This is a genomic window from Thalassotalea profundi, from assembly GCF_014653195.1.
In the GTDB taxonomy this organism is placed as follows: Bacteria; Pseudomonadota; Gammaproteobacteria; order Enterobacterales; family Alteromonadaceae; genus Thalassotalea_B; species Thalassotalea_B profundi.
Genome location: NZ_BNAH01000004.1, coordinates 186268 through 210749 on the forward strand (window position 1 = coordinate 186268; position 24482 = coordinate 210749).

The window sequence follows — 24482 nt, forward strand, 5'->3', positions numbered from 1 at the left end:
AGGAAACAATATGACAATTTCAAAAATCGAGCTCGGTAATATTACAGTTGCCAACGATACTGCGTTTACATTATTCGGTGGTATGAATGTACTTGAATCAAGAGACTTAGCCATGAAAATAGCTGAGCATTATGTTCAAGTTACACAAAAACTTAATATCCCTTATGTATTCAAAGCTTCATTTGATAAAGCTAATCGATCTTCGGTTAATTCCTATAGAGGGCCGGGTTTAGACGAAGGTTTAAAAATATTTGAAGAAATTAAATCGACTTTTAATGTACCTATCATTACCGATGTCCATGAACCTTATCAAGCTAAGCCTGTTGCGGAGGTTGTTGATGTTATTCAATTACCCGCATTTTTAGCTCGACAAACAGATCTCGTTGTCGCTATGGCTGAAACTAACGCTATTATTAATGTTAAAAAACCGCAATTTTTAGCCGCTCATGAAATGCGTCATATTATTAAAAAGTTTGCTGAAGCAGGTAATGAGCAAGTCATGCTTTGCGAACGAGGAAGTTGTTACGGCTATAACAATTTGGTTGTGGATATGTTAGCGATGGATGAGATGAAGCAATATGCCCCAGTCATTTTTGACGCAACACATGCGCTACAAAAACCAGGCGGTAGAACCGACTCTGCTGATGGAAGAAGAGCTCAAGCCGCACAATTGGCGCGTAGTGGTATGGCACTAGGTATTGCAGGACTTTTTATTGAAGCTCATCCAGATCCTACAATCGCTAAGTGTGATGGCCCATGTGCACTACCACTTGATAAGCTTGAGCCGTATTTAGCTCAAATGAAAGCAATTGATGAGTTAGTAAAAAGTTTTCCTGCACTTTCTACAGATTAAGTTAAAAGGATAAGCTTAAACAACCATAAAAAACAAAGGGTGCTCTACACAATAGAGCACCCTTTTTTATTAATTCTAGAGAAATTAATAATATTGTTTATACGTTTAGTATGTTATTCCGCATTATAACTAATATTAGCAAGTGTCATCGTTTTACGCTTTTCTTGCTGATCTGTATTTTTTAACACGGTAATAATGGGTAGCTCATTATTAACGATAGAAATGCTTGAAACAGCCATAGTTTCTTGTAACTGTACTTTTACAGTTGCATGTAATTTATCGAGGTTGATTGGTTCAGCTTTTTCGATTTCAAGTGTTTGAGCACTTGCTGTGCTTGCGAATAAAATAGTGCTAATGGTTATGCTTAAAAGAGTGTTTAATAGTTTCATGTTTGTCACCTGTATATACTACGATTACTATCTATATAGATGCTTTGGGACTTTACTCTCGCGTTGTGAGTTTTGGTTGGGAGTGAAACTAACAACTTGCTACATTGAAACATTAGGAAAGATGATGTCCTTCATCTACGGTTGCTATAATAAGGTAATGCTGGCTTTATTTAAAACGACATTTTATAATGTTTTTCATTAGAAAAACTAATGAGTTGCTTTGTGTGTATTTAATTACGTCAAACGATTTGTTTATTGTGATAAATAATTTTATTTATAGGATTGATTGTGGCTGCCAGACTCCCACCACTAAACGCTTTGAAAGCTTTTGAAGCATCGGCAAGGCAGTTAAGTTTCACTAAAGCTGCTGAAGAATTGTTTGTAACTCAAGCAGCTATTAGTCATCAAATAAAATCCTTAGAGGAGCATTTAGGCTTAAAACTATTTATGCGAAAAAATAGAGCGCTTTTACTTACGGAAGAGGGGCAGTCTTATTTTTTAGATATTAAAGATATTTTCACATCACTCCAGGAAGCAACGGAAAAACTATTAGCAAGAGGCTCTAAAGGAGCAATTACTGTAAGTTTACAACCAAGCTTTGCTATTCAGTGGTTAGTCCCTAGGTTGACGAGTTTCAGTGTACAGCATCCTGAAATTGATGTTCGTATCAAAGCGGTTGACCAAGATGATAACTCGTTAACAGAGGATGTTGATGTTGCGATATATCATGGTAGAGGAAGATGGCCAAAAGTTCATGCTGATAAGTTGCATACAGAATATTTAATTCCAGTTTGTTCTCCTATGTTATTAACCGATAAAAAACCATTAAATACAATACATGATTTAGCTCATCATACTTTGCTGCACGATACCTCTAGACGCGATTGGAAACGCTGGTTTAAGGAAGCAAATGTTAAAGGCATGAATGTTAATCATGGACCTATTTTTAGTCACTCAGCTATGGTTGTGCAAGCTGCAGTACATGGACAAGGTGTGGCCTTAGCACAAAGTATATTGGCGAAACCTGAGCTTGACGCAGGCAGATTAATTAACTTGTTTGATCTACATTTAGTCAGTAAAAATGCATTTTATATCGTGTGCCGCGAGCACCAAATGGAAGTCGGTAAAATTGCAGCGTTTAGGCAATGGGTACTTGATACAGTAGCGGCAGAAGAAGAATAAGATATGAGTAACACCTCAATAGTCAGTCAAACAGTGACTCATGCTAAAGCCACTGTGATTTTTGCGCATGGCGCAGGAGCAGATAAAAATAGTGATTTTCTTAATTTAGTATCAGCGCAGCTTTTACCACATGGCATAAATGTACTGCGTTTTAACTTTCCTTACATGGACAAGCGTTTGCAAGATGGTAAGCGAAGACCACCTGATAGAATGCCAAAGCTTATAGAATGCCTAGCACAAGTTATTGAGGAACATAAAACAAGTCTCCCGTTATATCTTATGGGGAAGTCTATGGGCGGGCGTGTTGCTGCAACTTTGGCAAAAGATCATAGTGAGCATATTCGAGGCGTTATTTGTTTGGGGTATCCATTTCATCCGCATAAACAACCTGATAAATTGCGTCTTGAACCGCTACAAAATATCACTAAGCCTGTATTAATTATTCAAGGTGATCGCGATGCATTAGGTAATAAGTGTGAGATTGAACGTTACGAAATATCAACGCGTTGTCAGCTTCACTTTCTCCCTGATGGTGATCATGATTTAAAGCCAAGAGTTAAATCTGGCCATACACATCAACAGCATTTACACTCAGCTATAACGATTATCAATGGATTTATTAATGAAAATAACGAGAATTGATCGCTTTTTAGTGGTTTTTATTGGTATCAGTGGCTGTTTTTCAGTATTATTCGGCGCTTGGTTATCACATGCCGCTCAAGGCTTAATCGCAGAGCAAATGCATAGGGTACAAGTCGCTCATCAATATCAAATGCTACATACTTTAGCGTTGTTAGCTGTCGTTGTGTGGTATCGAATAGATAATAGTAAATTATTGTTATTTTCTGCGTTATCTTTCACCGCAGGCATTATGCTTTTTAGTGGTAGTTTGTATTTAAAAAGTTTTTTTTCTATTACTGGTATCAGTAATTTAGCACCATTTGGCGGTATTTTATTAGCGCTTGCATGGTTGCTATTAATATTTGTAGGTAAAAATAAGCTATGACAGCCGTTGTTTTATATTGTCGCCCCGGGTTTGAAAAGGAATGTGGGGCTGAAATTCAAGAAAAGGCTTCCTGGAACGAAGTTTATGGTTATCTTGAACTTACTAAAAACCAAGGAATTGTTTATTTCCATTTAAACAATTCAGAGGAAGGCGAAGTGTTAATGCAACGCATTCCTTTGAAGCGTTTGATTTTTACAAGGCAATGGTTTGTTACGTTAACCGATAAGATAGATTTACCTGATTATAATCGTGTTGAAGCAATAGTCGAATCTCTGGGTAAAGAGTGGCAATATGCCGATTTACGAATGGAAACTGCTGATACTAATGACGGTAAAGCACTGTCAAAGTTTTGTCGAAAGTTAGCGGTTCCATTACGTCAGGCATTAAGAAAAGAAAAAATTCTTACAGAAAAGCATGATAACGAAGGGGCTGTGCTGCATGCATTATTCTTTAGTGGCTCTGAAGTGATTTTAGGTTTTTCATTAGGCACGAATACCTCACCTCATGTTATGGGGATCCCGCGACTTAAGTTTCCAAATCAAGCACCAAGTCGTTCTACATTGAAACTTGATGAAGCCTTCTTATATTTTATCCCTAAAGATGAGTGGGAAACTCGACTCACTTCAGGGTTAAATGCTGTTGATCTAGGTGCTGCACCTGGTGGTTGGACTTATCAATTGGTGCGTAGGGGAATGATGGTTACATCAATTGATAATGGGCCCATGGCTGAGTCCTTAATGGAAACGGGTCAGGTTAAACATCGGATGGTTGATGGTTTTAAATATATACCGCAAAAGCAAAATGTTCATTGGTTAGTGTGTGATATGATAGAAAAACCTGATCGTGTTGCAAAATTAATGGCGCAATGGTTACTCAATGGCTACTGTAAAGAAGCGATGTTCAATCTGAAATTACCGATGAAAGGACGTTATGCAGAAGTGGTAAAAGACTTACAAATTCTTAAAGATGCTTTTTCAGAATATAATGTGAAATATGAATTATTTGCCAAACACTTATATTATGATCGCGAAGAAGTCACTGTTCATGCAAGACTGCTATCTCCAGTGCCAATTTTTTAATGAGATAGACAGGTTCTAGATCTTAGGATCTAGAACCCAAGTGCTATCTTACAAGCGTTCTAATACGGCATCTGTAAAGTCTGTAGTGCCATGAGAACCGCCTAAATCACGCGTTGTTCTATCGCCAGATTCAATTACATCTGTAATTGCTCTTCGGATATTTTCGGCTTTATCACCCATTTCTAAATATTCTAACATTTGAATTGCGGCTAAAATAACGGATGTTGGGTTCGCTAAGTTTTTACCTGCAATATCAGGTGCACTGCCATGTACGGCTTCAAAAATAGCACAATCTTCACCGATATTAGCGCCAGGAGCCATACCTAAACCGCCGACTAAACCAGCACATAAGTCAGATAAGATATCGCCAAATAAATTAGTGGTAACAATCATATCGAATTGTTCAGGATTCATCACCAGTTGCATACAACAGTTATCTACAATCATTTCAGTTGATTCAATATCAGGATATCGCTGTGCTACTTCACGAGCAACTTTTAAAAATAATCCTGACGTTGATTTTAAAATATTGGCTTTATGAACGGCAGTAACTTTTTTACGCCCTTCTTTTCTAGCGGTTTCATAGGCAAAAGTAACGATACGCTCTGCGCCTTCTCGCGTCACTAAACTCATTGCTTCGGCTTTCATACCATCTTCAGAAAGTGTCTGACCTAAACCTGAATACATGCCTTCGGTGTTTTCACGAATAGTGATGATATCAATATTGTCGTAGCGTGCTTTTGTGCCTTTAAATGAAAGAACAGGGCGAACATTAGCATATAGTTGAAATTGTTTACGTAAGGTGACATTAATTGATGTAAAACCTTCGCCAACAGGCGTTGTAAGAGGACCTTTTAATGCTATTTTATTTTTTTTAATGAGTGCTAATGTTTCTTCAGGAACTAGCTCACCGTGCTTTTCTAATGCAACAAGGCCAGCATCGGCATATTCATATTCAAAATTACATCCAGCTTTATCAAGAACTTTAATCGTTGCGTTGATTATATCAGGGCCGATTCCATCGCCAGGGATCACAGTAATTATTTGTTTAGCCATTAGTTGTACCTTTAGGATTGTCTATTTAGATCAAATACGAGCTGATCTTGTGTTTAATAGTAGGTTTGTTTGCAAAGTAAAATATACTCTAAGCTTTGAATGAACATTACGCTTTTTATAATAGATTTATTACAATTTAAGCGTTTTGTTATTAATTATACCTTTTTTATCTACTGTTTGGTGGGTAAATAGTATAAAAATTTCAGAAAAGTGCCATTCGACATTAGTCGGTAGCTGTAGTTCTCTTTTGATGTTGCAGAATTACCTCATCAAGGCCATCATATTGACTAGCAATGGCATACTCTTGTAAAACATTATCGATAAAAAGCAAATAGGAACATTCATCTTGCGTAGTAAATCCGTCTGATTTCATATGCTGAGTACGATAAAATAACACTTGGTAATATCGACCATCGACTGACTTTGCTTCGGTAATGTCAGGTTTACCTAATTTTTCAATAGCTTGATCAAAATGAAACTTGTTAATTTGAAGTTGATTAATAAATTGACGATTAAACTCTTCTCTGTCTTCCCACTTCATATTTGATGGGTTATCGTCGTAGAATTTAACAACTAACAATACAAATAAGCCATAAAGACCTAAAGCAAAAATAATACGAAAAACAACTTTTTTGTTCATTTTTATCCTGAAAAGTAAGGTTCGGCCATTAATGTAATAGCTGAGTGCTTTATTGTTTCTCATATTTTATAGCACACAAAAAACAAAGCTTATAATAAAATGCGATGAATGGTTTATTAAGAAAGATATTATTAGGATTATTAATCTAAGTAATATTGCAAACCTAAAATTTATTGTAATAAATGCTTAGGCTAACTAATTAATCTTGTTGAGAAAGGCGGATATCTTTTAGATTGAACCCTAAGGGAATATCTATTTTTAATGTAAGTAATGTTTTACTTAAATGTATTTGTTCACGATGCTGCGCTAATTTTTCTCTTAAACTTGCTTTAATATCGGTGGCATTTAGTAAAGCATTTAACGAACCATACTGATTCAATAAGTTAGCTGCAGTCACTTGCCCTATGCTTGGCACACCTGGTATTTTATTTGTGTTGTCTCCCGTAAGTGTCCATAAATCGAGTAACTGTTCTGGTTTAACGTTAAACTTTTCTTTCGCATATTGGTGGTCAAGGTAACGACGATTAAAATAGTCATATACGTGTATATTTTGATTTAATAAAGATAAATAACATTTATCAGTAGAGATGATTGTAACTCTTTGTCCTCGTAGTGCGACTTTAGTTGCTAATGTGGCAATGAGGTCGTCTGCTTCATCTGATTCGGAATCAAGGGAATCAACATTACGCTTCAAAAAAACATCTTGAATATCATTTAGCTTTTCGGCTAAATGCTCAGGCATTTTTTTTCTACCTTTTTTATAGTCAGGATAAAGTTGATAGCGCCAACATGGATTTTTACTGTCAAATACGGCTAAAGCATGTGTGGGCTCTTGGCTTTCGAGTATTTTTAAAAGCGCATTTTCACAGGCTTGAACGGTATTAAATAATACTTGTTTTTTGGTGTTATCAGCAAGCTCGCTGTTATGTAAAAAAGGGCGCTCTTGGACTGCGTATATTCTACGAATTAAATTAAGAGCGTCGATTAATACTAAATGTGCAGACATCTATTGCTCTCGGATGACTTTATAACAAGGAATATATTCACTACCAGGTAGTTTCATACGTTGTTGAGTCACAAAAGAATTAAGTAACGTATCAATAAGTGCCATAATTTTTGTGTCACCAGTAATTTTAAATACACCGTGCTCTCTAATTGCTTTAATCCCTTCTGATTTTACATTACCTGCAACAATTCCAGAGAAAATGCGTCTTAAGTTTGCGGCAAGTGTTGCGGTGTCTAATTCATAGCTTATTTCTGTGTTAGCCATATTTTCATGGTTAGGTTCAAAAGGATGCTGAAAATCAGGCTCTATGGCTAATGACCAATTAAAATGGTACGCATCACCCATTTCTTTGCGGTAATTCAGTACATCTTCTAGTCCTTTCGACATAGTTTGTGCAACAAGTTGTGCGTCATCAATAATTATTTGATAAAGCTCTTGTGCCTCTTTGCCTAGTGTCTCACCTATAAAGGCATCAATTTGCTGAAAGTATTCAGCACTTTGTGCGGGGCCTGTAAGAATAATAGGCAGTTTTTGTGCTTTATTTTTTGGGTGTAACATTATACCTAATAGATAGAGTAACTCCTCAGCAGTGCCGGCACCACCAGGAAAGATTATAATCCCGTGCGATATTCTCACAAATGCTTCTAAGCGTTTTTCTATATCTGGCATGATAACCAATTCATTAACAATAGCATTAGGGGGTTCAGCAGCAATAATACTTGGCTCTGTTAAGCCAATATATCGCCCATTATTAATGCGCTGTTTCGCATGGCCTATGGTTGCTCCCTTCATTGGGCCTTTCATAGCACCAGGTCCGCAACCAGTGCAAATATTAAAACTTCGCAGGCCTAACTGATAACCGACCTCTTTTGTATATTTATATTCATGTTCTTGAATTGAATGCCCACCCCAACATGTAACAAGGTTAGGTTCACTATCTGGAATTATAATTTCAGCATTTCTTAGAATATCAAACGTTTGATGAGTAATACTGGCAGATGAGTCATTATCTGTGTAGCGATTGTTAATAAATAAAATATCACGTAAAACAGCAGAAAGGTGTTCTTGTATCCCTCTGATAATTTTACCATCAACAAAGGCATGCATAGGAGGGTTTTCCAATGCTATTTTTACACCTCGTTCTCGACGTAATACCTGTATATTGAACTCTTTATATTGTTGATAGATTACTTCAGCGTCATCTGTGTGACTACCTGAGTTAAGCACCGCTAATGAGCAATTACGGTACAACTGATATAGCTGACATGTTGCTGACTGCTGTAGTTGCTGAACTTCCAAAGGAGACAATAAGTTCATATTTCCGACAGGGTTTAATTGAATTTGCACAAGCAACTCCTTTACGACGAAGAATAATTAAGCGTAAATAATTTGGTTTTTACCACTTTCTTTAGCTTTATAAAGAGCAGCGTCAGCTCGTTCGAACGCCAGATGAATATTATCGTTTTCAACAATGTGCGTTACTCCAATTGATAAGGTAATGCTGACACTGTTGTTTTTAAATTTAAAAGGAAGTTTAGCGACTTTTAGTCGAATTTCGTTAAGCTTTTCAATAAGTTTTTCTTTATTGTAGTTACTATATATCATTACAAATTCTTCACCACCATAACGACCAACAAACTGCTCTTTATCAACAGACTTAGCTAGAGTATTAGCAATAACTTGAAGCGTTTTATCGCCGGCGGTGTGCCCATAAGTATCATTAATACGTTTGAAATTATCTAAATCTAATACAACAATTGCCAGTTCAAATGGTGAGTGATGAAAACGTACCATTTGCTTGGTGAAATAGTCATCAAAGGCGGCCCTATTACCTAATTTTGTTAACGCATCTTGATAACTACGCGCTTGTTGTTCTTTAATTTTTTTCTCAAAAGCGCGCCCTTGAACCTCTAATATATTAACCTTTTCCTGCATGCTGTTTAATTGTTCGCTTAAAGCCTTAAATTGTTCAAATTCGAAAGCTGTTTTTTCTTCAAGTGAAGTAACTATTTGCTTAAGCTTTTCATTAATATCAATTTTAATTCCAGCGAGTGAGTTTGCATTTTCTACACCTTCAGCTAATTCCGTGATATTTTTCTTTAATTGTTGGTTAAGTTCACTATGTTTAGTTTTTGACGCTTCATTTGAGCTAATTGTTGTTTGAACTGCTGTTTGCACGGAAGATAAAGTTGCGCTTAATGTCGACAGAAAAACTTTAGCAGTATTACGCTCTTCTATTAGATCTTTATTAATTATTTCAAAGACTTCAAGGAAGTCATCTAATAATTCTTGGTGCGAAATTTTATCTGATAATTCAGACTTAATTTTATTGATAGCTGGTTTGTATGGTTTAGAAACGTTTAAGTGTGTTAGGAAAAAAGTAAAACGCTCAATCACTACTTTATCTACGTAGGGATTTTGGATCGCTTTAGGGGGAGTAACATTACTTAACTCATTACTAGGTAAATTTTCCTTTGCTATTAATGCTGCCTGGTAGAATTCAATTAATTGACTTAATGGCGATACATATTGCACGACAGAATCTTTTTTATCTGTTGTATCTGTTAACAACGTACGTAACTCTCGACGTAGAGAGTCAGGTAAGTTTCTAATTTTTTGTAATAAAGCCCCAGCTTGATGAAATTGTTGATGTAAATGTGCAATGTTATTATCATTTTTAATAGAATGCTTTTGTAACAACTGAGCTATGTCATTAAACATTGCTTGTACATCTTCCCAAGATGATGACTTAGAAAGCATTTTTCTTAATTTTGCTAATTTATTATCCAGTAAAACATCAATACCTTTAGCTGTTTGTGATAACTTACTGATAAATTGAACAAAAGCTGATGATTGAATTTCTAGATCTTTTTGTAACTCTAAACGAGCATGAATGGCAGAATCCAACTTCTTTTTTAATGCAATAATTTCTTTATCTGCGCTAGTTGGTTGATTCATAAAAACGTCATTCCTTTATATTTTAAAAACGACTTTACGCTAAGTCATTGTCTAAACTTTCTTTTAATTATGTAACAAGATCAATAATCATTTAACAATAGTATACGCAAGATTAATAAAAGTCAGTAATGATGATTTAAAAAACCGATAACAAATATGATTTTATCAATCGTCATTTAATCGGTTGTTAAATTTACTGCCTTAATGTTCGCAAGTTAGGAGCTGAACTGTGTTTAGTCGAACGATAAGGATTAATGTCTAGTCCACCTCTTCTTGTGTAGCGAGCGAACACAGTGAGTGACTCTAGCTGACAATAATTCATTAAATCTATAAATATACGCTCTACACATTGCTCGTGAAATTCATTGTGTTGGCGAAATGAAATTAGATATTTTAAGAGGGCTTGATGGCAAATTTTGTTGCCTTGGTATTCAATATAAATAGATGCCCAATCAGGTTGATTGGTTATAAGGCAGTTGGATTTAAGCAAATGACTCACTAGTTTTTCTGACACGGTATTATTCGTTTCGGGGAACTTAAGGTGCTCAGGATCAAGTTGGTAATTAGTTATTTCAATATCTTGCTCATCAATACAAATATAATCATTGGGCATAATCGCTAGAGCAGGGCACTCTTCTACATTAAATAGAGTTACTTTTACATCGCCCTCAACAATGTTTGTTAAATCTTTAATCATTACCGCTTGAACATCTTGCCACGTACTAAAGCAACTCTGATTGAAGCTATTAAGGTATAACTTGAAAGATTTTGATTCAACAATATTAACGCTGGTACAGGAGAATCTAAATTCAGCAACTGCAACAACAGGCTTACCTTTGTTATTTAGCCAAGATAATTCATAACCGTACCAAACATCTTCACCGTAAAATGGTAAACTGTCGGCAGTAATGCTTAATTGCTCTCTGTTTAAAGTACGGGGTACGCCCTGTAGTAAATTAGGATCGTAACATTGACTATAGTCTGTAGCTTTTCCTAAAGTCAGTTTGCTTAATATTGAATTATTACTGTATTGACTCATACTTATAATTAATTGAGTATTTGCCTTTTATTTTACTTTATTTCGTTCGGAGAAGATATTGTTAAACAGCAGTTTATCCTCATCACTTTGTTTATTCAGCCAACAATATGTTGCAGCTTATCAAAAGCAATTTAATCATTTACCGCTAACTGAAGTTGACGAGCAGTGGCCATCGCCGTGTATTGTAAATTCTTTTGACGAGCAGCTAAATGAGTGGCAACCACAAGTTATCGCTAATCCATTGTCTTTTACAAATGTAGAGCAAGCGTTAGGTGTAGAATTACATGAGGATATTTGTCAGTATTTCACTACCCTCTTTAGTGAAAGTATGCCTGCAAATTGTGAGCATGGTGAATTGTCATTATTATTTGCTTGGAGTGAGGATGATTTTGTTAGGCTGCAAGAAAATATTATCGGTCATATCTTAATGAAGCAAAAATTAAAGCAAAAAATAACCGTCTTTTTTGCCGTCACTGATGACGATAACTTTCTTTTATCCGTTGATAATAATGATGGTTCTGTTTGGGTTGAACGTATTGGTTGTGAACCGCATAAGAAATTGGCTGATTCACTTAATGAATTCATCAAAAGCTTAACACCATTTATCTATATAGAAGAATTACATAAGAAAACCTAGTAAAAACTTACTTATCTATTTGAGATTTTAAGTTTTCTAATTGTGTTCTTAAGGCATTAATTTCTTGGCGAAGTGGTTCGATAGCTTGAGATATCATCAGCTCAATTTTATTCTCTTCGGTTTCCATTGTGAGGGGAGATTCCTGCGCAGTTAATGGTATTTCGGTATTATCTGGTTCATGTTGCCAATTCTTAAGCGTATTAATTAAGAGAGCCAAAGGCACAGATTGACTTAGTCTAGATTTTACTAATGCCACAGTGGGCTTTTTTCCGGAGTTGGCTAATCTGTTAGCGATGATTAAAATTTCTTCAGAAGTCGTCATATTAATAAAATCCATGTGTTTAATTGACTAGATTTTAGCTAAATTACCAAACAAAGTCTTTACAATATTTATAATTTAACTTGTAACTTATTGTATATAAAAGAATTAAAACAATTGGCTTATTGATTGCTAATTTAAATAAAAATTAATAAACCGATTTAAAGGAATATAACATGAAAAAATCATTAATAGTTTTAGCTCTTCTTGCTCCATTAACACTAACTGGTTGTGTAATTGCGGTTGACGGGGATCGTGATGGTCACAATATCAATTCAAGTTTCGATGATAGAGAATACGATAACCGTAAAATTATTACGGCATTACCTCTAAAATCTAGCATTATCGATGTTAAAACTCGCTTAGGTACGGCTGATTTTACAGAATCATATGAAAGTGAAGGTAGCACGATTAATGTATTGTATTATCGCACGCATAGGGTTCATAAAGATGGTTTAACCACTAAAGATGAATGTACTTATTTGTATTTTGTTGATGGCGCTTTAACGGATACAGGTAATGGTGCTGATTTTAACCGAAATATGAGAACGTAAACTTTAAACATGCCTAATAAACTTATCTTCAATATTTGATCTTAATTTAATTTACCTGTTATTGTAGAAAAATAATAATTAAAAAATTAAGTAAGGATTTTTATGAATGCAGAATTACTGGTAGATGATAAAGTTGATATTAGAGCCTCGTACCTTGTTGCAGAAGATTTAAAGGTTGCAGCCTCGTTATTATACCAAGCTTATCACGATGATCCTGTGTTCCTCGAAATTTTTGATGGTGATAATATTGATTATGAACAGCGCTTACGTACTTCTATTCGTGAAGAACTAGGCGCTTTTTGGCATGCTAAACAACCAATAGTTGGTCTTTATTTAGGTGAGACTATGGTTGGCGTTGCTTGCTTAAATAAGTCCAATGATGGAGTTACTTCTGGTCGTTTTTGGCATTGGCGTTTGAAAATGCTATTAGGAGCAGGATATTTTAGTACTAAACAAATGATTGAAAAAGAGGATATTGTTATCTCCTCTGTTCCAATGAAAAACTTTCATATGCTGTCATTTATTGCTATTCATCCTTTGCATCAACATCATGGTTTTGGCCACTACTTAATGGCCGCTGTAAATACGTTATTAGATGAACACCCAGATAGTGAAGGAGTTGCTGTATATGCAACGACAGAAAAGTATCAAAAGTTTTTTAGTGGTGTTGGCTACCAATTAGTTAAAAATGTAACGGTGGGTAATATTTCTGGTTCACTAATGATTCATTATCGAGAGTGAGCTATTTTATATTGGAAGGCTTTTGAATATGTAAAGGGGCCATTTCTTATACTAAGTTGAAATGACGCTGCTTATACAGCAAAGCCCCTTTAGTTCATAACGTTAATAGCGTTATTAGAAAATGTAGGAATATAAGTAACCCGCACCTATTGCCATTGATAAAATCATTATTAAAAATGCAATTATCATTGGGTTTTTGAATATAGATTTTAGTAATACAACTTCTGTTAAACTAGCCCCTGCGCTACCTATGATTAATGCCATAACTGCACCAAGACTCATCCCTTTTGCAGCTAAAGCTGCACTTAATGGAATAACTGCTTCAGCCCGAATGTATAGAGGGATACCAATCACAGCTGCAATAGGAACGGCAAAGGGGTTATTGTCACTTGCTACACTAACAACAAATTCTGTTGGCATAAACCCGTAAATCATTGAGCCTAATGCGATGCCACCTATTAAATAAGGTAGTACACTTTTAAAGTCTGACCATGTGCTACGCCAAATTTTAGTCCATTTACTAACAGGTTTGATATTATTACCACAGCTACTTGTACAACCCTTACTTTCAGGTGGGATATAGGCTTCAGGTTTAATGTATCTTTCAAACCCTAACTTTTCTAATGAATATCCTGCAATAATTGACGCCCCCATCGCAATAGTAAAGTAGAACACAGTAACTTTTATACCAAAAGTAACAGCAAATAAGCCAATAATTATTGGGTTAAGTAATGGGCTAGCAAACAAGAATACCATCATAGTGCCAAAGCCAGCTTTTGCTCTAAGTAACCCTTTTAAGAAAGGAATCGTCGAGCAAGAGCAGAAAGGTGTAATGGCTCCAAGGAAGCCGGCTACGATATAGCCTCTGCCATTTTTACTACTTAATATACTTTGTATTTTACTTGGCGGAATATATTCTTGAAGAATACCAACAATATAGCTAATAAGTAAAAAAAGGATAGTGAGTTCGACGGCTAAAAAAGCAAACATATTTAAGGTATCAAAGACCATTTGTTGTGTAATATTCATAATAAAAAAACAATTAATTCCATATTTCTAGATTATTCGAATTATAGGTAAAAAAGTATCCTTGTCAATATATTTCTAGTAATATCGAACTATTAACAATTAAATTTATTTTGAGAAAAAATTATGGATATAGAAGTTGTTGCCAAAGCTTTGAAAGAATTAGGCCATCCAACTCGGTTAGCGGTGTTTAAGCGTTTAGTTAAATCCGGTGAAAGTGGAATTTCAGTGGGGGTAGTGCAAGAAGAACTAAAAGTGCCAAGCTCTACATTGTCACATCACTTAGCTAGTTTAGTTTCTGCGGGCTTAATTAAACAACGGCGCGAAGGAAGAGTGCTTTATTGTGTTGTTGAGTATGAAAAGCTATTATCTGTTATTGCATTTCTTCAAGAAGAATGTTGTGCCGATGAGCAATAAAATCTACACATGTGGATCTTTAAATAAAATGAGATTTATTGTTATTTTATTCTTGACTGTAGAGAGAAATGGACAATAACTTGAAGATTCCACGTCAAAAGTCGTGAGAAAATCATAAAAAACTTCACAATTAATCATAAAGCTCTTTCCGTATATCTTCGAAAGTTTTAGTGTCAATTAAATATGTAGCTAACTCCACATCAACTTTGGTTAACTAATGCAAATTTAACACTTACAACCGGAGTTCTAGCATTTGTCTTTTTCGTGTGCATTGTTAACCTTAGTTTTTGGCTATTATTTAAGGCAACTGATAGCCAAAAACTGATATTGGCTTTTGTAAGACATTAAACATATTAGTGGCAATTTTGACTAAAAATAAATACATGTTTAAGGGGCTTTTGTAAGTTCATACTTGCCGTTGATATTTTTACGTTAAGTTAAGTTGGCACCTAAAAACATTATGAATTTTTTATCAAAGCAGTAATTGTATAAGACGGTATAACTACGTTGATTTGATGGCTAACTGTAGTTGTTTTTGAGTTTTTATGGTTTGCATCAATAGACATAGTAATACTAAAGCGACACCTACCCAACCAATTACCTTAAACCTTTCGCCAATGATGAAAACAGCTAAAACAGTTGCAACCAATGGTTCAATTAAAGTTATGAGTGTCGCTTTACTTGCGTCAATAAAATTCAAGCCAAAACCAAATAATAGATACCCTAAAAACATTGGAATTATTGCCATATATAAAGATACCAACGCATTCGTTGAGCTTGAAAATAAATTATCACCCGTAAACCATAATGAGGGGAGTAACAATAGTGCGGCACAACCGAACAGCCCTGACATGGACGATGTTGAATGAACGCCACTTTCGATTAAACTCCTTGCTGCCCACGAATAACCTGCATAAGTTAATCCAGCAATACAGCCCAAGAAAATCCCCAAACTCTGTTGATTAACACTATAAGCAGTATTATTACTCTGGTCTTTACCTAAAGTTAACAACGTAATACCTATAGCCCCAACGACAAAGCTCAATATCCATTGTAACGATATGTACTTTTTACTAATAAGACGCTCAAGGATTGCGGCAAAAAAAGGTGCTGTAGCGATAGAAACCACAGTGCCAATGGCAACACCCGATAAACGCATTGAGGTATAAAAGGCTAATGGATAAATAGCGACAGAAGCGGCACCTAAAAGTAATATCTTAGGTTGTTTGAGCATCACTTTATAATCTATAAGTAGCTTTTTTCTACCTGTGATCAGAAGTAAGACTCCGCCTATACCCATAGAGAACGCACCAATCGCCAAAGAGCTTATATCAGGAGTATAGCTTGCTGCGGTGCCTGTCGTTCCCCAGAAAAAACTGGCAATAATAATAGCTATAACACTTTTAAAATTTTCGTGATTATTTTCCATAATGAGATCTGTTTATGATAACTTTATTACAGAAATAGTATGCTAATTATGGAAGGCATTTTTAACAATTAAGACGCAATCGTTAACAATTCAGACTAAGTTTACTTTTTGAACTTAGTTGGTGATAAGCCAAAGTATTGTGAAAATCTTCGGCTAAAGGTGGATGGCTCTTTATAACCTACTTTTTCACCAATAATTGCTAACGGGTAATCTGTATGCGTAAGTAAAGCTTGGGCTTTTTCCATTCGAAGTTTTGTTACGTACTTCATCACAGTCAACCCTGTTTGTTGTTTAAAGAGTTTCTTAAACTGTGTCTCACTTAGGAAAGCAGACTCAGCTAAACGTTTGATTTGGAGTTGCTCTGCAATATTTTTTTCGATAAAAGATATTGCTGTACCAATACGATTATCTACTTTTGGCAATAAAGGTTGCTCTGCAAGCAGTAAACTAAACATTTCAATCATTGCTTGCTCTAATTGAGCATTAACTTTGTTTTCTAGTTGGTTTTCGATGAAAGTTAAGTAACTTTTAAGAGATGAATTAATTGCAAAAACAATACATTGTGAAGATGAAATGTTTAGGGGGAGGTGTTCCATATCCACGACTACAAACCTAGCTTCAGTATCAGCAGCGAACAAGTGCTCTTCGTTGGCTTTAACTACAACACATTCACTGGGTGCAACTCTACCATTAAAATTACCAACACATATATTTATGACACCACGTAAAGGTAAAACCAATTGATTAAAGTGATGTGAGTGACGCGCTGGTTTTGTACTGTAGGAGCGAATGGATAATAGGTTCATCATAATAAAAGCAAATGTATGGTCTTACTTCATTCTAGTTCTGGTTATACATAGTAGAGCAATGGATGATAAAGTGAAGTGTTACTTTTTATTGATGCTTTACTTTCAAGTATCTATGACCGCTTTGGTAGCCTGATTCACACTCAAGCTGAGCCACTTACTTGCAAAAGCCATCATCAAAGCCTCAAATACTTATGTGGAGAGCGTCTGCTTTCGTATCAAATGTGAGCATAAACCTAAGTGTGGTTTTTACGAATCAATTAGGTCTACTGTATGACATTATTTATCATACGTGAGGTATATTTCCAAGCTAGGAGCAATAATAAAACGTAACTAATATGTTAAACTTTCATATCTGGTGAAGTTTTTCTCACGCTTCACCAAGATCAACACACAAAAATACCCAGTCATATCCCTAATTGTTGAAAACAATGTAAGACATATCTTACATTGATGTGCGATATCGCAGAATTATTTAGTATAAAATATTTACATTATTATTTAAGTTGTTGTTAATATTATAAATATATGGACTTTGGGTTGTTATCAAAATGTTACATTAACTTTGTTTTTATTTTACATCTTCGAAAACGTTGAGCTTAGCGTATTATAACGATCGTCAGGATGACAAGGTTAGGAAGACTTTGTATAAGGATATTAAATAAGGACAGCTTTAGGATAAGGCTTGGATATTGGATTTACCTGAACTAGCCAAGGATGAATGTTCATGGAAGATATAATCAGGATGGTAATAGGGAAGTTAGAAATTCAGGAAGAATTTCAACAAGGATTTGTTTATGGACGATGCATGATGCATATAAGGGAACGCTAAGGATAGCTTTTAAGGATGAAACGGGAACACCAATTATGCAGGATGCATAAAAGCTAGTTAAAGAAATGCGGCTCATTTTTATATGAGCCGCGTTTTTTACATTAGGCTATTTGATTTCTTAATTGATTTTCCTCACTAGCCTATTCATTTAGAATATCTCTCCCACTAAATTTCAATGTAATTATTCTAAACGGTTAATCATATGTTTTATCCTTTATGGTCGCCTTATTTGTAAGAGATAACCCACATTAGTGTAGGTAAATACTTAAATAATTGTAATAAAAACCTTTTTATTGCAATAAATCACTTTAATTTCAATAAATTAACTTTTTGTTGTTGTTTTGAATATAAATTTTCAAAAAGTCATTTATTTTCAACTCTAGCGTTTAAATAGATAAATACTAGAATTGTAATTGTCAGGATGACATGCGTTATGGATAACAAGATAAATTATATTTATGGAATAAAAATATTTATCGAACTCATGGAAACAAGGAATAAAGGATAGTGCAGGATGCACGCGTTAAATAACAATGTTAATAGTTTGCTGGATGCAAAACATACTCGGAGTATGTGAATAAGGATTTTGTTATTTGGGTCGTTAAAGGATTTTACTTAAGGATAAGTACTAGGAAGTATATGGGGTTGATGATGGATCATCTAAGTTAAGAAAAAGCGACTTTTTAGTCGCTTTTTTGCTATAACAATATTGCTAAATTCGGTAAGGAGGTAAAAATATATCACGTAATTTGTAGCCTTCTAATGTTAATATCCCTTGGTATTGTGATACACCATCTCCGCTAAATTCAAATTCAAATTTTGTTAACCAGTAAATTCCTAATCGCTTACTAAAATTAAGGCGGTTTGATATTCGGGCAATGGCAATAAATTGTAAGCCTTCTTTTTCACAATATTTTTGAGCGTGATAATTGGCAGTTTCAGCAACTTTGCGTAAGTAAATAAAATACCAAAAAACTAAACATACGATTAATAATAAATAAATATTTTCCATACTATTGTGGGCTATTAAATAAGCTTCCTATTGCTTTGGCTAATGCAGGACTTCTTTTTTCATCTCGCATACAGGCAAAAATGATCATTCGTAATGTAGGTAGAGTAACAAGATCTTTAAAAATAGCATCAAATAAAGCTGTATTATTATGATGTACTAGGTTTTCTAAGAAGTTCATCATGTGTTCTTGCTTTTGAAGTGATAACCAGTTTCTTCCTGAGATCACGATAAAATGCTCATCTAAAAGGCTAGGTTGGTTTAATATTTCCTGAACTAAAGCTATTACCATAGGGTGTTCGCTAGTTGACGCAAGTGCTCTTAAAAAGGCTTGCTGCATATCAGAGTTTTCTGTAACCCGATAAAGATCCGTTATTTGTTTTACTAAAGACACGGGTAGTTCAATATTTTCAACTGCGCAGCATAAGGGATTTAACACCTCAATAGGAAGATGTGCTAATGCGTTAATCATTATGGTTTGATGTTCTGAATCGTTAAGTCTACAAGCAAAGTCACTTAATCCTTGTATCCCTATTTGAGGCCAATTATTCCAGCCTATATCACCTTTCATGTATTCAAAGCATTGCTGATAATATTGGCTAGCTGCTTGATTAAGGGTTATTTTTAATAAGCTATTTAAACTAGCGAGTTTATACTGAGCCGGTGTAAAATTATAAGGGTTAGCTTTTAATAATTCTTCTTGTTTTTCTGTTGGGTCAACGGTTAAATCGGTTCCCAGCGCTTCTATTATTATGGCAATAAAATGATTTCTAGCGCCTTGATTAAGCAAACCTCTTTCATCTAGTGGCAGCTTAACAAACCATAAATAGGGATGTTTATTTTCTTTTTGCCAAAACGCTATGGCTATATGAGCATGTCCTTGTGAAGGGTATGGATAAGGCACTTGATTAGATTCGATTTTATTAAATTGCTCTTTTGAAATTTTATCTATTTTTCGCCCTAAGTCATAAATACGATATTGAGACTTTGATAGCGTTAGTAAATCAGAAATAGTGTCAATGGTGGTCATAGTTATAATAGTTTTTCAATAGTGTAGGTATTATAGGGACAATACTTTATTAACTCCACACCAAGACAGGCTTTACCTTATAATATATCTTCTGTAGTAAAGTTAATTAGCATAACGTTAAATAAAAGTAGTAGTGAATGACGATAATATTTAGTGAGAAACCTGAGTTAAAAATTTTATATCAGGATGAGTATTTAATTGCAGTAGATAAGCCCGCAGGGCTATTTGTTCATCGAAGTTTTTTGGATAAAAATGAAATTTATTTTGCCCTTCAGTTAGTCAGAGATCTTGTTGGCCAATATGTTTATCCTTTACATCGCTTAGATAGACCAACTTCAGGCGTTTTACTCTTTGCTTTAAATGAAGATGTCGCGAGAATAATGGGGCAAGCTTTTACTGATAAAACTATTCAAAAAATTTACTATGCATTAACTCGTGGGCATTTATTAGGTGAAGACACTGTAGATTATTCCTTAACTGTAAAGTTAGATAAAATAGGGGATAAGTTTTCCAATACAAGCAAAGAGCCGCAATCAGCGATAACCCATTATCAATCTATAGCAATAACTACGATAGATGAACCTTTAGGCAAATATGATAGTGTTCGTTATTCGTTAATTAAATTACAACCTGAAACAGGGCGTCGCCATCAATTAAGAAGGCACTTAGCACACCTTAGGCACCCCATTATTGGTGATATAAACTATGGTGATAATAAGCAAAATCCATTTTTTATTAAACGCTTTGGTTATAAAAGGTTGATGCTAATCGCTAAGAAACTAGAATTTATTCACCCAATTACTCAGGTAAAGGTAGCGATTGAGGCTGAGTTTGATCAACAATGGCAACAATTATTTGAAGCATTTGACTGGAAAATTAACATCTAATCACTCTCTTAAAAAGCATTCTTTTTGTGTAAGGGCGATATAAATACAAAAAAGCAGAAGTAAAATAACTTCTGCTTTTTAGAAAATTATTCTATTGTGATTTATTCGTCATCGACTGAGCGAAGTAGGGCGTTAATACCTATTTTGGCGCGAGTTTTTGCATCCACTTTTTTAACGATTATTGCAGCATATAAACTATAGCCACCGCATTTAGACGGCAAATTACCAGGAACGACTACAGAACCAGCAGGAACACGACCATAGTGAATTTCTCCTGTTTCACGGTCATATATACGGGTACTTTGACCAATATAAACGCCCATTGAGATGACTGCGCCTTCTTCAACTACTACACCTTCTACAATCTCTGAACGCGCGCCAATAAAACAGTTATCTTCAATAATGGTAGGTCCGGCTTGTAAAGGCTCTAAAACTCCACCAATACCTACGCCACCTGATAAATGTACATTTTTACCAATTTGAGCACATGATCCTACTGTAGCCCAGCCATCGATCATACAACCTTCATCTACATATGCACCAATATTAACAAAACTTGGCATTACCACTACATTTTTGCCTATATAGCTGCCAGTTCGCACTGAAGCTCCAGGTACAACTCTCACACCATCAGCTTCAAAATCTGCTTGCTTATAGTCACTATACTTCATTGGTACTTTATCAAAATAAGTGCTTTCTGCGCCGTCAATTACTTGGTTATCCCAGATACGGAAGGAAAGAAGCACGGCTTTCTTTAACCATTGATGAACAACCCATTCTCCTGCTACTTTCTCAGCCACACGAGCACTACCATTATTAAGTGCTTTAAGTGCATCTAATATAGCTTGTTTAACTTCATTAGTTACGGTTGAAGGGGTGATGCTCATGCGATTTTCGAAAGCGTTTTCAATAATATGTTGTAGCTGAGACATTATTTTATTCCTGATCTTTATATTAGTTATACATCTTCGCAAAGTTTTTGCGATAAAATCATTTGTTGTTGTTCAGTTAATGCTTGATTGTCTTTATTTGAAACCGTGAATACATCTTCTGCTTTTTCACCAAATGTTGTAATTTTTGCTGAGTGTATTGTGATCTCACAGGCAATAAATACTTTAGCAAACTTAGCTAGTAGGCCTGGACTATCTAAAGCAACAATCTCAAGTAAGGTTCTGTTTTTACTAGAAGACTTTATAAAACTCACTTGTGTCGTCACTTTAAATTGCTCTAAACGTTTGGTTGTTGAAGGTATTGTGAATTTAAAATTAGGATCTGATAAAGCTTCAGTTAACGACTGTGCTATGTCTAAGGCTCGGTAGCTATCACTAATAGCATGGCCTTGTTGATCTAAAATAACGAAGGTGTTTGTCGTAAAGCGTCCTTTGCTCGTAATAATTTTAGCATCATGTATCGATAAGCCTTTAGCACCGAGTAAGGTTACTATTGTGGCAAATATTTTTGCATTATCTCTGGTATAAACAAATACCTCTGTGCCGCCACGATAAGCCTTAGGACTTATTAGCACCATAGGTTTAGATTTATCATGTTGCAAAATATGTTCACTATGCCAAGCTATTTGTTCAGGGGAATAACGCAAAAAGTAATCTGCTTTAAACTCACGCCAAAGTATGGCAAGTTTTGCTAGGTCAAGTTTATTATCGAGTAATAATTTAGCTTGATCTTGGTTCTCACGAATTTTCGCACGTAAATCAACAGGTTTTTCTAATCCGCGCCTAAAAGCACGTTTAGTATTAAAGTAAAGTTCTTCTAATAAATTTGCCTTCCAGCTATTCCATAAGCTTTCATTAGTCGCTCGCATATCCGCAACAGTTAAACAATAGAGATAGTCAAGGTGAGCTTCGTCACGCACAATGCTAGCAAACTCTTTAATTACTTCAGGATCGGCTATATCTCTACGTTGAGCGGTTACAGACATTAATAAGTGATATTTAACTAACCATGCGATCATTCGTCCATCGTGATCATTTAACTGATGGACTTTACCAAAATTAAGTGCATCTATGGCGCCTAGTTTAGCGTGATCACCACCGCGGCCTTTAGCAATATCATGAAAGATGCCTGCTATATAAAGTACTTCAGGCTTTCTTATACGTTGAACTATTTTGCTACATAGTGGAAACTCATGGTCAAACTCTGTCTGACTAAAACGATATAAATTCTTTATGAGTCGGTAGCTGTGTTCATCAACTGAATAGGCATGAAATAAATCAAATTGCATTTGTCCAACAATATTACGCCATTCGGGCAAATAGGCGCCTAAAATAGAATGTTGATGCATTAAGGTAAAAGTTAAACCAAGACCACGTGGATGACGCATTATTTGCATAAAAATACGACGACAGTTAGCGTAATCTAACATTCCTGAAACAAGTCGACGTCGTGAGTTACGCAGTAAACGGAGCGTATCTGGGTGTAAGTCAATTATCTCTTCACGCTGAGCGATAATTAAAAACATTTCCATGATTTTAGTGGAGCGCATAAAAACACGTTTGTTAAGTGCTTTTATTAATCCGTCAACTATAATGAAATCTTCATTAACTTGGATTTCTATATCTGTTTTATTATTCTTTAAAATTGTAAATTCAAAATGCTGTAATAGCATTTTATTGAGTTCAGCAACACGCCCAATGATACGGAAGAAACGTTTCATCATACGTTCAATTGCAAATTTACCTTGATCACCAAAGCCCATTAAAGTTGCAACGTCCGCTTGATAATCAAACAATAGACGATTTTCACTTCTACCAGCAATAAAGTGCAATGCACAGCGCATTCGCCAGAGGTATTCTTGACATTCAAGAAGTTCAAAATATTCGTTATTTGTCAGGTATTTGTGCTGAACAAGTTCTTCTAGTGAGTCGGCCTGAAAATGTCTTTTTGCCACCCAACCAATTGTTTGAATATCTCGTAAACCACCAGGGTTAGCTTTTAAATTAGGTTCTAGTGTGTAAGCTGCACCATGATATTGTTCGTGGCGCTGTTGTTGCTCTTCTCGCTTAGCAATAAAAAACTTTTGAGAGGTCCAAAAGTCATCTTCATTAATTGATGAGTGCAATTGTTCGGCTAATATTTTATTGCCAGAAATTTGTCGCATTTCCATTAAATTGGTAGCGATAGTGACATCATTAATTGCTTGCTTTAAACATTCTTTTACGCTGCGGACACTGTGTCCAACATCGAGCTTTACATCCCATAGCTGTGTAATAAAAGCTGAAATTTTTTCTTCGAGCTCAGGCGTTGTTTTATCTTGAGTCAGTATTAAAATATCAACGTCAGAATAGGGGTGTAATTCACCACGGCCATATCCGCCGACAGCAATTAATGCTATTTGGTATTCATCAAGTTGATGTTGACACCAAAGCTTACTCAATAAAGTATCAACAAAAGTTGCGCGAGCAGCAACAATATTTACGATATAGTCAGTTGAAAATTGCGACTTTTGCCAATCTTGAAAGTCACGACTTATTTGACAAATCTCCTTAATTTCAATGTTAGGAGATGTCATGGAAAGCGGTACTAAGAATTGATCTGGTACAAACACTGAAGTAAGCAATTGCGTTTTCTCA

Annotated in this window: 25 protein-coding genes; 10 read left to right on the forward strand and 15 right to left on the reverse strand. The window is 35.2% G+C overall.

Features of this window, described 5'->3' with window-relative positions; genetic code table 11:
• Positions 1-10 precede the first annotated feature (10 nt).
• Complete coding sequence (gene kdsA / locus IE155_RS06435) at positions 11-853, forward strand: 3-deoxy-8-phosphooctulonate synthase (protein WP_189377414.1); 843 nt, start codon at positions 11-13, stop codon at positions 851-853.
• A 113-nt stretch (positions 854-966) separates the two neighbouring features.
• Here kdsA and IE155_RS06440 read toward each other — a convergent pair whose 3' ends face one another.
• Complete coding sequence (locus tag IE155_RS06440) at positions 967-1242, reverse strand: hypothetical protein (protein ID WP_189377415.1); 276 nt, start codon at positions 1240-1242, stop codon at positions 967-969.
• Between the two features lie 288 nt (positions 1243-1530).
• Between IE155_RS06440 and IE155_RS06445 the strand changes: the two genes are divergently transcribed.
• Genes IE155_RS06445 through rlmM form a run of 4 tightly spaced genes read left to right on the forward strand, consistent with a single transcriptional unit; the run spans position 1531 to position 4509 of the window.
• Positions 1531-2424, forward strand: a complete 894-nt coding sequence (locus IE155_RS06445) for a transcriptional regulator GcvA (protein WP_189377416.1) — start codon at positions 1531-1533, stop codon at positions 2422-2424.
• A 3-nt stretch (positions 2425-2427) separates the two neighbouring features.
• Positions 2428-3066, forward strand: coding sequence for an alpha/beta fold hydrolase (locus IE155_RS06450; RefSeq protein WP_189377417.1), 639 nt, complete (start codon positions 2428-2430; stop codon positions 3064-3066).
• Positions 3047-3430 carry a DUF423 domain-containing protein gene (locus tag IE155_RS06455; RefSeq protein WP_229817095.1) on the forward strand — a complete coding sequence of 128 codons (384 nt, stop codon included), beginning with the start codon at positions 3047-3049 and terminating at the stop codon, positions 3428-3430. The genes IE155_RS06450 and IE155_RS06455 overlap by 20 nt, the downstream gene beginning before the upstream one ends.
• Positions 3427-4509, forward strand: coding sequence for a 23S rRNA (cytidine(2498)-2'-O)-methyltransferase RlmM (rlmM, locus tag IE155_RS06460; protein ID WP_189377419.1), 1083 nt, complete (start codon positions 3427-3429; stop codon positions 4507-4509). Before IE155_RS06455 ends, rlmM begins: the two co-directional genes overlap by 4 nt.
• A 48-nt stretch (positions 4510-4557) precedes the next feature.
• Here rlmM and IE155_RS06465 read toward each other — a convergent pair whose 3' ends face one another.
• The 6 genes from IE155_RS06465 to queF all read right to left on the reverse strand — a co-directional run bounded on the left by IE155_RS06465 (position 4558) and on the right by queF (position 11208).
• Entirely contained in the window at positions 4558-5565 is a 1008-nt protein-coding gene (locus tag IE155_RS06465; protein WP_189377420.1) for an isocitrate dehydrogenase, read from the reverse strand.
• A 223-nt stretch (positions 5566-5788) separates the two neighbouring features.
• On the reverse strand, positions 5789-6205 hold the full coding sequence (locus tag IE155_RS06470; protein WP_189377421.1) for a DUF3192 domain-containing protein: 417 nt from the start codon (positions 6203-6205) through the stop codon (positions 5789-5791).
• Positions 6206-6404: 199 nt separating this feature from the next.
• Positions 6405-7211 carry a flap endonuclease Xni gene (gene xni / locus IE155_RS06475; RefSeq protein ID WP_189377422.1) on the reverse strand — a complete coding sequence of 269 codons (807 nt, stop codon included), beginning with the start codon at positions 7209-7211 and terminating at the stop codon, positions 6405-6407.
• Positions 7212-8558 (reverse strand): nucleotide 5'-monophosphate nucleosidase PpnN, encoded by a 1347-nt coding sequence (gene ppnN, locus IE155_RS06480; RefSeq protein ID WP_189377423.1) that lies wholly within the window; start codon positions 8556-8558, stop codon positions 7212-7214. It lies immediately after the preceding gene.
• Between the two features lie 27 nt (positions 8559-8585).
• Positions 8586-10169 (reverse strand): diguanylate cyclase, encoded by a 1584-nt coding sequence (locus IE155_RS06485; protein WP_189377424.1) that lies wholly within the window; start codon positions 10167-10169, stop codon positions 8586-8588.
• Between the two features lie 193 nt (positions 10170-10362).
• On the reverse strand, positions 10363-11208 hold the full coding sequence (queF, locus tag IE155_RS06490; RefSeq protein WP_189377425.1) for an NADPH-dependent 7-cyano-7-deazaguanine reductase QueF: 846 nt from the start codon (positions 11206-11208) through the stop codon (positions 10363-10365).
• 58 nt (positions 11209-11266) lie between these two features.
• Here queF and syd point away from each other — a divergent pair, with 58 nt between their 5' ends.
• Positions 11267-11845, forward strand: a complete 579-nt coding sequence (syd, locus tag IE155_RS06495) for a SecY-interacting protein (RefSeq protein WP_229817096.1) — start codon at positions 11267-11269, stop codon at positions 11843-11845.
• Between the two features lie 7 nt (positions 11846-11852).
• Here the strand turns inward: syd and IE155_RS06500 are convergent, their stop codons facing one another.
• Positions 11853-12167: a hypothetical protein gene (locus IE155_RS06500; protein WP_189377426.1), complete on the reverse strand. Its 315-nt coding sequence runs from the start codon at positions 12165-12167 to the stop codon at positions 11853-11855.
• A 173-nt stretch (positions 12168-12340) separates the two neighbouring features.
• On the opposite strand from IE155_RS06500, the gene IE155_RS06505 reads away from it, so the two are divergent.
• Together IE155_RS06505 and IE155_RS06510 are read left to right on the forward strand one after the other, a co-directional pair.
• Positions 12341-12718 carry a DUF3192 domain-containing protein gene (locus tag IE155_RS06505; RefSeq protein WP_189377427.1) on the forward strand — a complete coding sequence of 126 codons (378 nt, stop codon included), beginning with the start codon at positions 12341-12343 and terminating at the stop codon, positions 12716-12718.
• A gap of 102 nt (positions 12719-12820) precedes the next feature.
• On the forward strand, positions 12821-13459 hold the full coding sequence (locus IE155_RS06510) for a GNAT family N-acetyltransferase (RefSeq protein ID WP_189377428.1): 639 nt from the start codon (positions 12821-12823) through the stop codon (positions 13457-13459).
• Between the two features lie 114 nt (positions 13460-13573).
• Here IE155_RS06510 and IE155_RS06515 read toward each other — a convergent pair whose 3' ends face one another.
• Positions 13574-14488, reverse strand: a complete 915-nt coding sequence (locus IE155_RS06515) for a permease (RefSeq protein WP_229817098.1) — start codon at positions 14486-14488, stop codon at positions 13574-13576.
• A gap of 123 nt (positions 14489-14611) precedes the next feature.
• Here IE155_RS06515 and IE155_RS06520 point away from each other — a divergent pair, with 123 nt between their 5' ends.
• The gene (locus IE155_RS06520) at positions 14612-14902 is read left to right on the forward strand and encodes an ArsR/SmtB family transcription factor (protein ID WP_189377429.1); all 291 of its coding nucleotides are present in this window, start codon (positions 14612-14614) and stop codon (positions 14900-14902) included.
• Positions 14903-15404: 502 nt separating this feature from the next.
• On the opposite strand, the gene IE155_RS06525 is transcribed toward IE155_RS06520, so the two are convergent.
• The 4 genes from IE155_RS06525 to IE155_RS06540 all read right to left on the reverse strand — a co-directional run bounded on the left by IE155_RS06525 (position 15405) and on the right by IE155_RS06540 (position 20008).
• Positions 15405-16331, reverse strand: coding sequence for a DMT family transporter (locus IE155_RS06525; protein ID WP_189377430.1), 927 nt, complete (start codon positions 16329-16331; stop codon positions 15405-15407).
• Between the two features lie 101 nt (positions 16332-16432).
• Positions 16433-17140: an AraC family transcriptional regulator gene (locus IE155_RS06530; protein ID WP_189377431.1), complete on the reverse strand. Its 708-nt coding sequence runs from the start codon at positions 17138-17140 to the stop codon at positions 16433-16435.
• Between the two features lie 1541 nt (positions 17141-18681).
• Positions 18682-18981: a DUF3301 domain-containing protein gene (locus IE155_RS06535; protein ID WP_189377432.1), complete on the reverse strand. Its 300-nt coding sequence runs from the start codon at positions 18979-18981 to the stop codon at positions 18682-18684.
• 1 nt (position 18982) lies between these two features.
• The gene (locus tag IE155_RS06540) at positions 18983-20008 is read right to left on the reverse strand and encodes a DUF3549 family protein (RefSeq protein ID WP_189377433.1); all 1026 of its coding nucleotides are present in this window, start codon (positions 20006-20008) and stop codon (positions 18983-18985) included.
• A gap of 137 nt (positions 20009-20145) precedes the next feature.
• Here IE155_RS06540 and truC point away from each other — a divergent pair, with 137 nt between their 5' ends.
• On the forward strand, positions 20146-20895 hold the full coding sequence (gene truC / locus IE155_RS06545) for a tRNA pseudouridine(65) synthase TruC (protein ID WP_189377434.1): 750 nt from the start codon (positions 20146-20148) through the stop codon (positions 20893-20895).
• 101 nt (positions 20896-20996) lie between these two features.
• Here the strand turns inward: truC and dapD are convergent, their stop codons facing one another.
• On the reverse strand, positions 20997-21827 hold the full coding sequence (gene dapD, locus IE155_RS06550; RefSeq protein WP_189377435.1) for a 2,3,4,5-tetrahydropyridine-2,6-dicarboxylate N-succinyltransferase: 831 nt from the start codon (positions 21825-21827) through the stop codon (positions 20997-20999).
• 26 nt (positions 21828-21853) lie between these two features.
• Positions 21854-24469 (reverse strand): [protein-PII] uridylyltransferase, encoded by a 2616-nt coding sequence (gene glnD, locus IE155_RS06555; protein WP_229817101.1) that lies wholly within the window; start codon positions 24467-24469, stop codon positions 21854-21856.
• Positions 24470-24482 lie beyond the last annotated feature (13 nt).

What these genes read in the sequence shown, in the direction of transcription:
- IE155_RS06455 (WP_229817095.1), top strand. Translation starts at nt 3,047, where the DNA reads ATGAAAATAACGAGAATTGATCGCTTTTTAGTGGTTTTTATTGGTATC.
- rlmM (WP_189377419.1), top strand. Translation starts at nt 3,427, where the DNA reads ATGACAGCCGTTGTTTTATATTGTCGCCCCGGGTTTGAAAAGGAATGT.
- IE155_RS06540 (WP_189377433.1), bottom strand. Translation starts at nt 20,008, where the DNA reads ATGACCACCATTGACACTATTTCTGATTTACTAACGCTATCAAAGTCT.
- truC (WP_189377434.1), top strand. Translation starts at nt 20,146, where the DNA reads ATGACGATAATATTTAGTGAGAAACCTGAGTTAAAAATTTTATATCAG.
- IE155_RS06525 (WP_189377430.1), bottom strand. Translation starts at nt 16,331, where the DNA reads ATGGAAAATAATCACGAAAATTTTAAAAGTGTTATAGCTATTATTATT.
- xni (WP_189377422.1), bottom strand. Translation starts at nt 7,211, where the DNA reads ATGTCTGCACATTTAGTATTAATCGACGCTCTTAATTTAATTCGTAGA.
- IE155_RS06520 (WP_189377429.1), top strand. Translation starts at nt 14,612, where the DNA reads ATGGATATAGAAGTTGTTGCCAAAGCTTTGAAAGAATTAGGCCATCCA.
- IE155_RS06450 (WP_189377417.1), top strand. Translation starts at nt 2,428, where the DNA reads ATGAGTAACACCTCAATAGTCAGTCAAACAGTGACTCATGCTAAAGCC.
- IE155_RS06485 (WP_189377424.1), bottom strand. Translation starts at nt 10,169, where the DNA reads ATGAATCAACCAACTAGCGCAGATAAAGAAATTATTGCATTAAAAAAG.
- IE155_RS06530 (WP_189377431.1), bottom strand. Translation starts at nt 17,140, where the DNA reads ATGATGAACCTATTATCCATTCGCTCCTACAGTACAAAACCAGCGCGT.
- queF (WP_189377425.1), bottom strand. Translation starts at nt 11,208, where the DNA reads ATGAGTCAATACAGTAATAATTCAATATTAAGCAAACTGACTTTAGGA.
- IE155_RS06510 (WP_189377428.1), top strand. Translation starts at nt 12,821, where the DNA reads ATGAATGCAGAATTACTGGTAGATGATAAAGTTGATATTAGAGCCTCG.
- IE155_RS06505 (WP_189377427.1), top strand. Translation starts at nt 12,341, where the DNA reads ATGAAAAAATCATTAATAGTTTTAGCTCTTCTTGCTCCATTAACACTA.
- IE155_RS06500 (WP_189377426.1), bottom strand. Translation starts at nt 12,167, where the DNA reads ATGACGACTTCTGAAGAAATTTTAATCATCGCTAACAGATTAGCCAAC.
- kdsA (WP_189377414.1), top strand. Translation starts at nt 11, where the DNA reads ATGACAATTTCAAAAATCGAGCTCGGTAATATTACAGTTGCCAACGAT.
- dapD (WP_189377435.1), bottom strand. Translation starts at nt 21,827, where the DNA reads ATGTCTCAGCTACAACATATTATTGAAAACGCTTTCGAAAATCGCATG.
- IE155_RS06440 (WP_189377415.1), bottom strand. Translation starts at nt 1,242, where the DNA reads ATGAAACTATTAAACACTCTTTTAAGCATAACCATTAGCACTATTTTA.
- IE155_RS06470 (WP_189377421.1), bottom strand. Translation starts at nt 6,205, where the DNA reads ATGAACAAAAAAGTTGTTTTTCGTATTATTTTTGCTTTAGGTCTTTAT.
- IE155_RS06465 (WP_189377420.1), bottom strand. Translation starts at nt 5,565, where the DNA reads ATGGCTAAACAAATAATTACTGTGATCCCTGGCGATGGAATCGGCCCT.
- IE155_RS06535 (WP_189377432.1), bottom strand. Translation starts at nt 18,981, where the DNA reads ATGGAAAATATTTATTTATTATTAATCGTATGTTTAGTTTTTTGGTAT.
- IE155_RS06515 (WP_229817098.1), bottom strand. Translation starts at nt 14,488, where the DNA reads ATGAATATTACACAACAAATGGTCTTTGATACCTTAAATATGTTTGCT.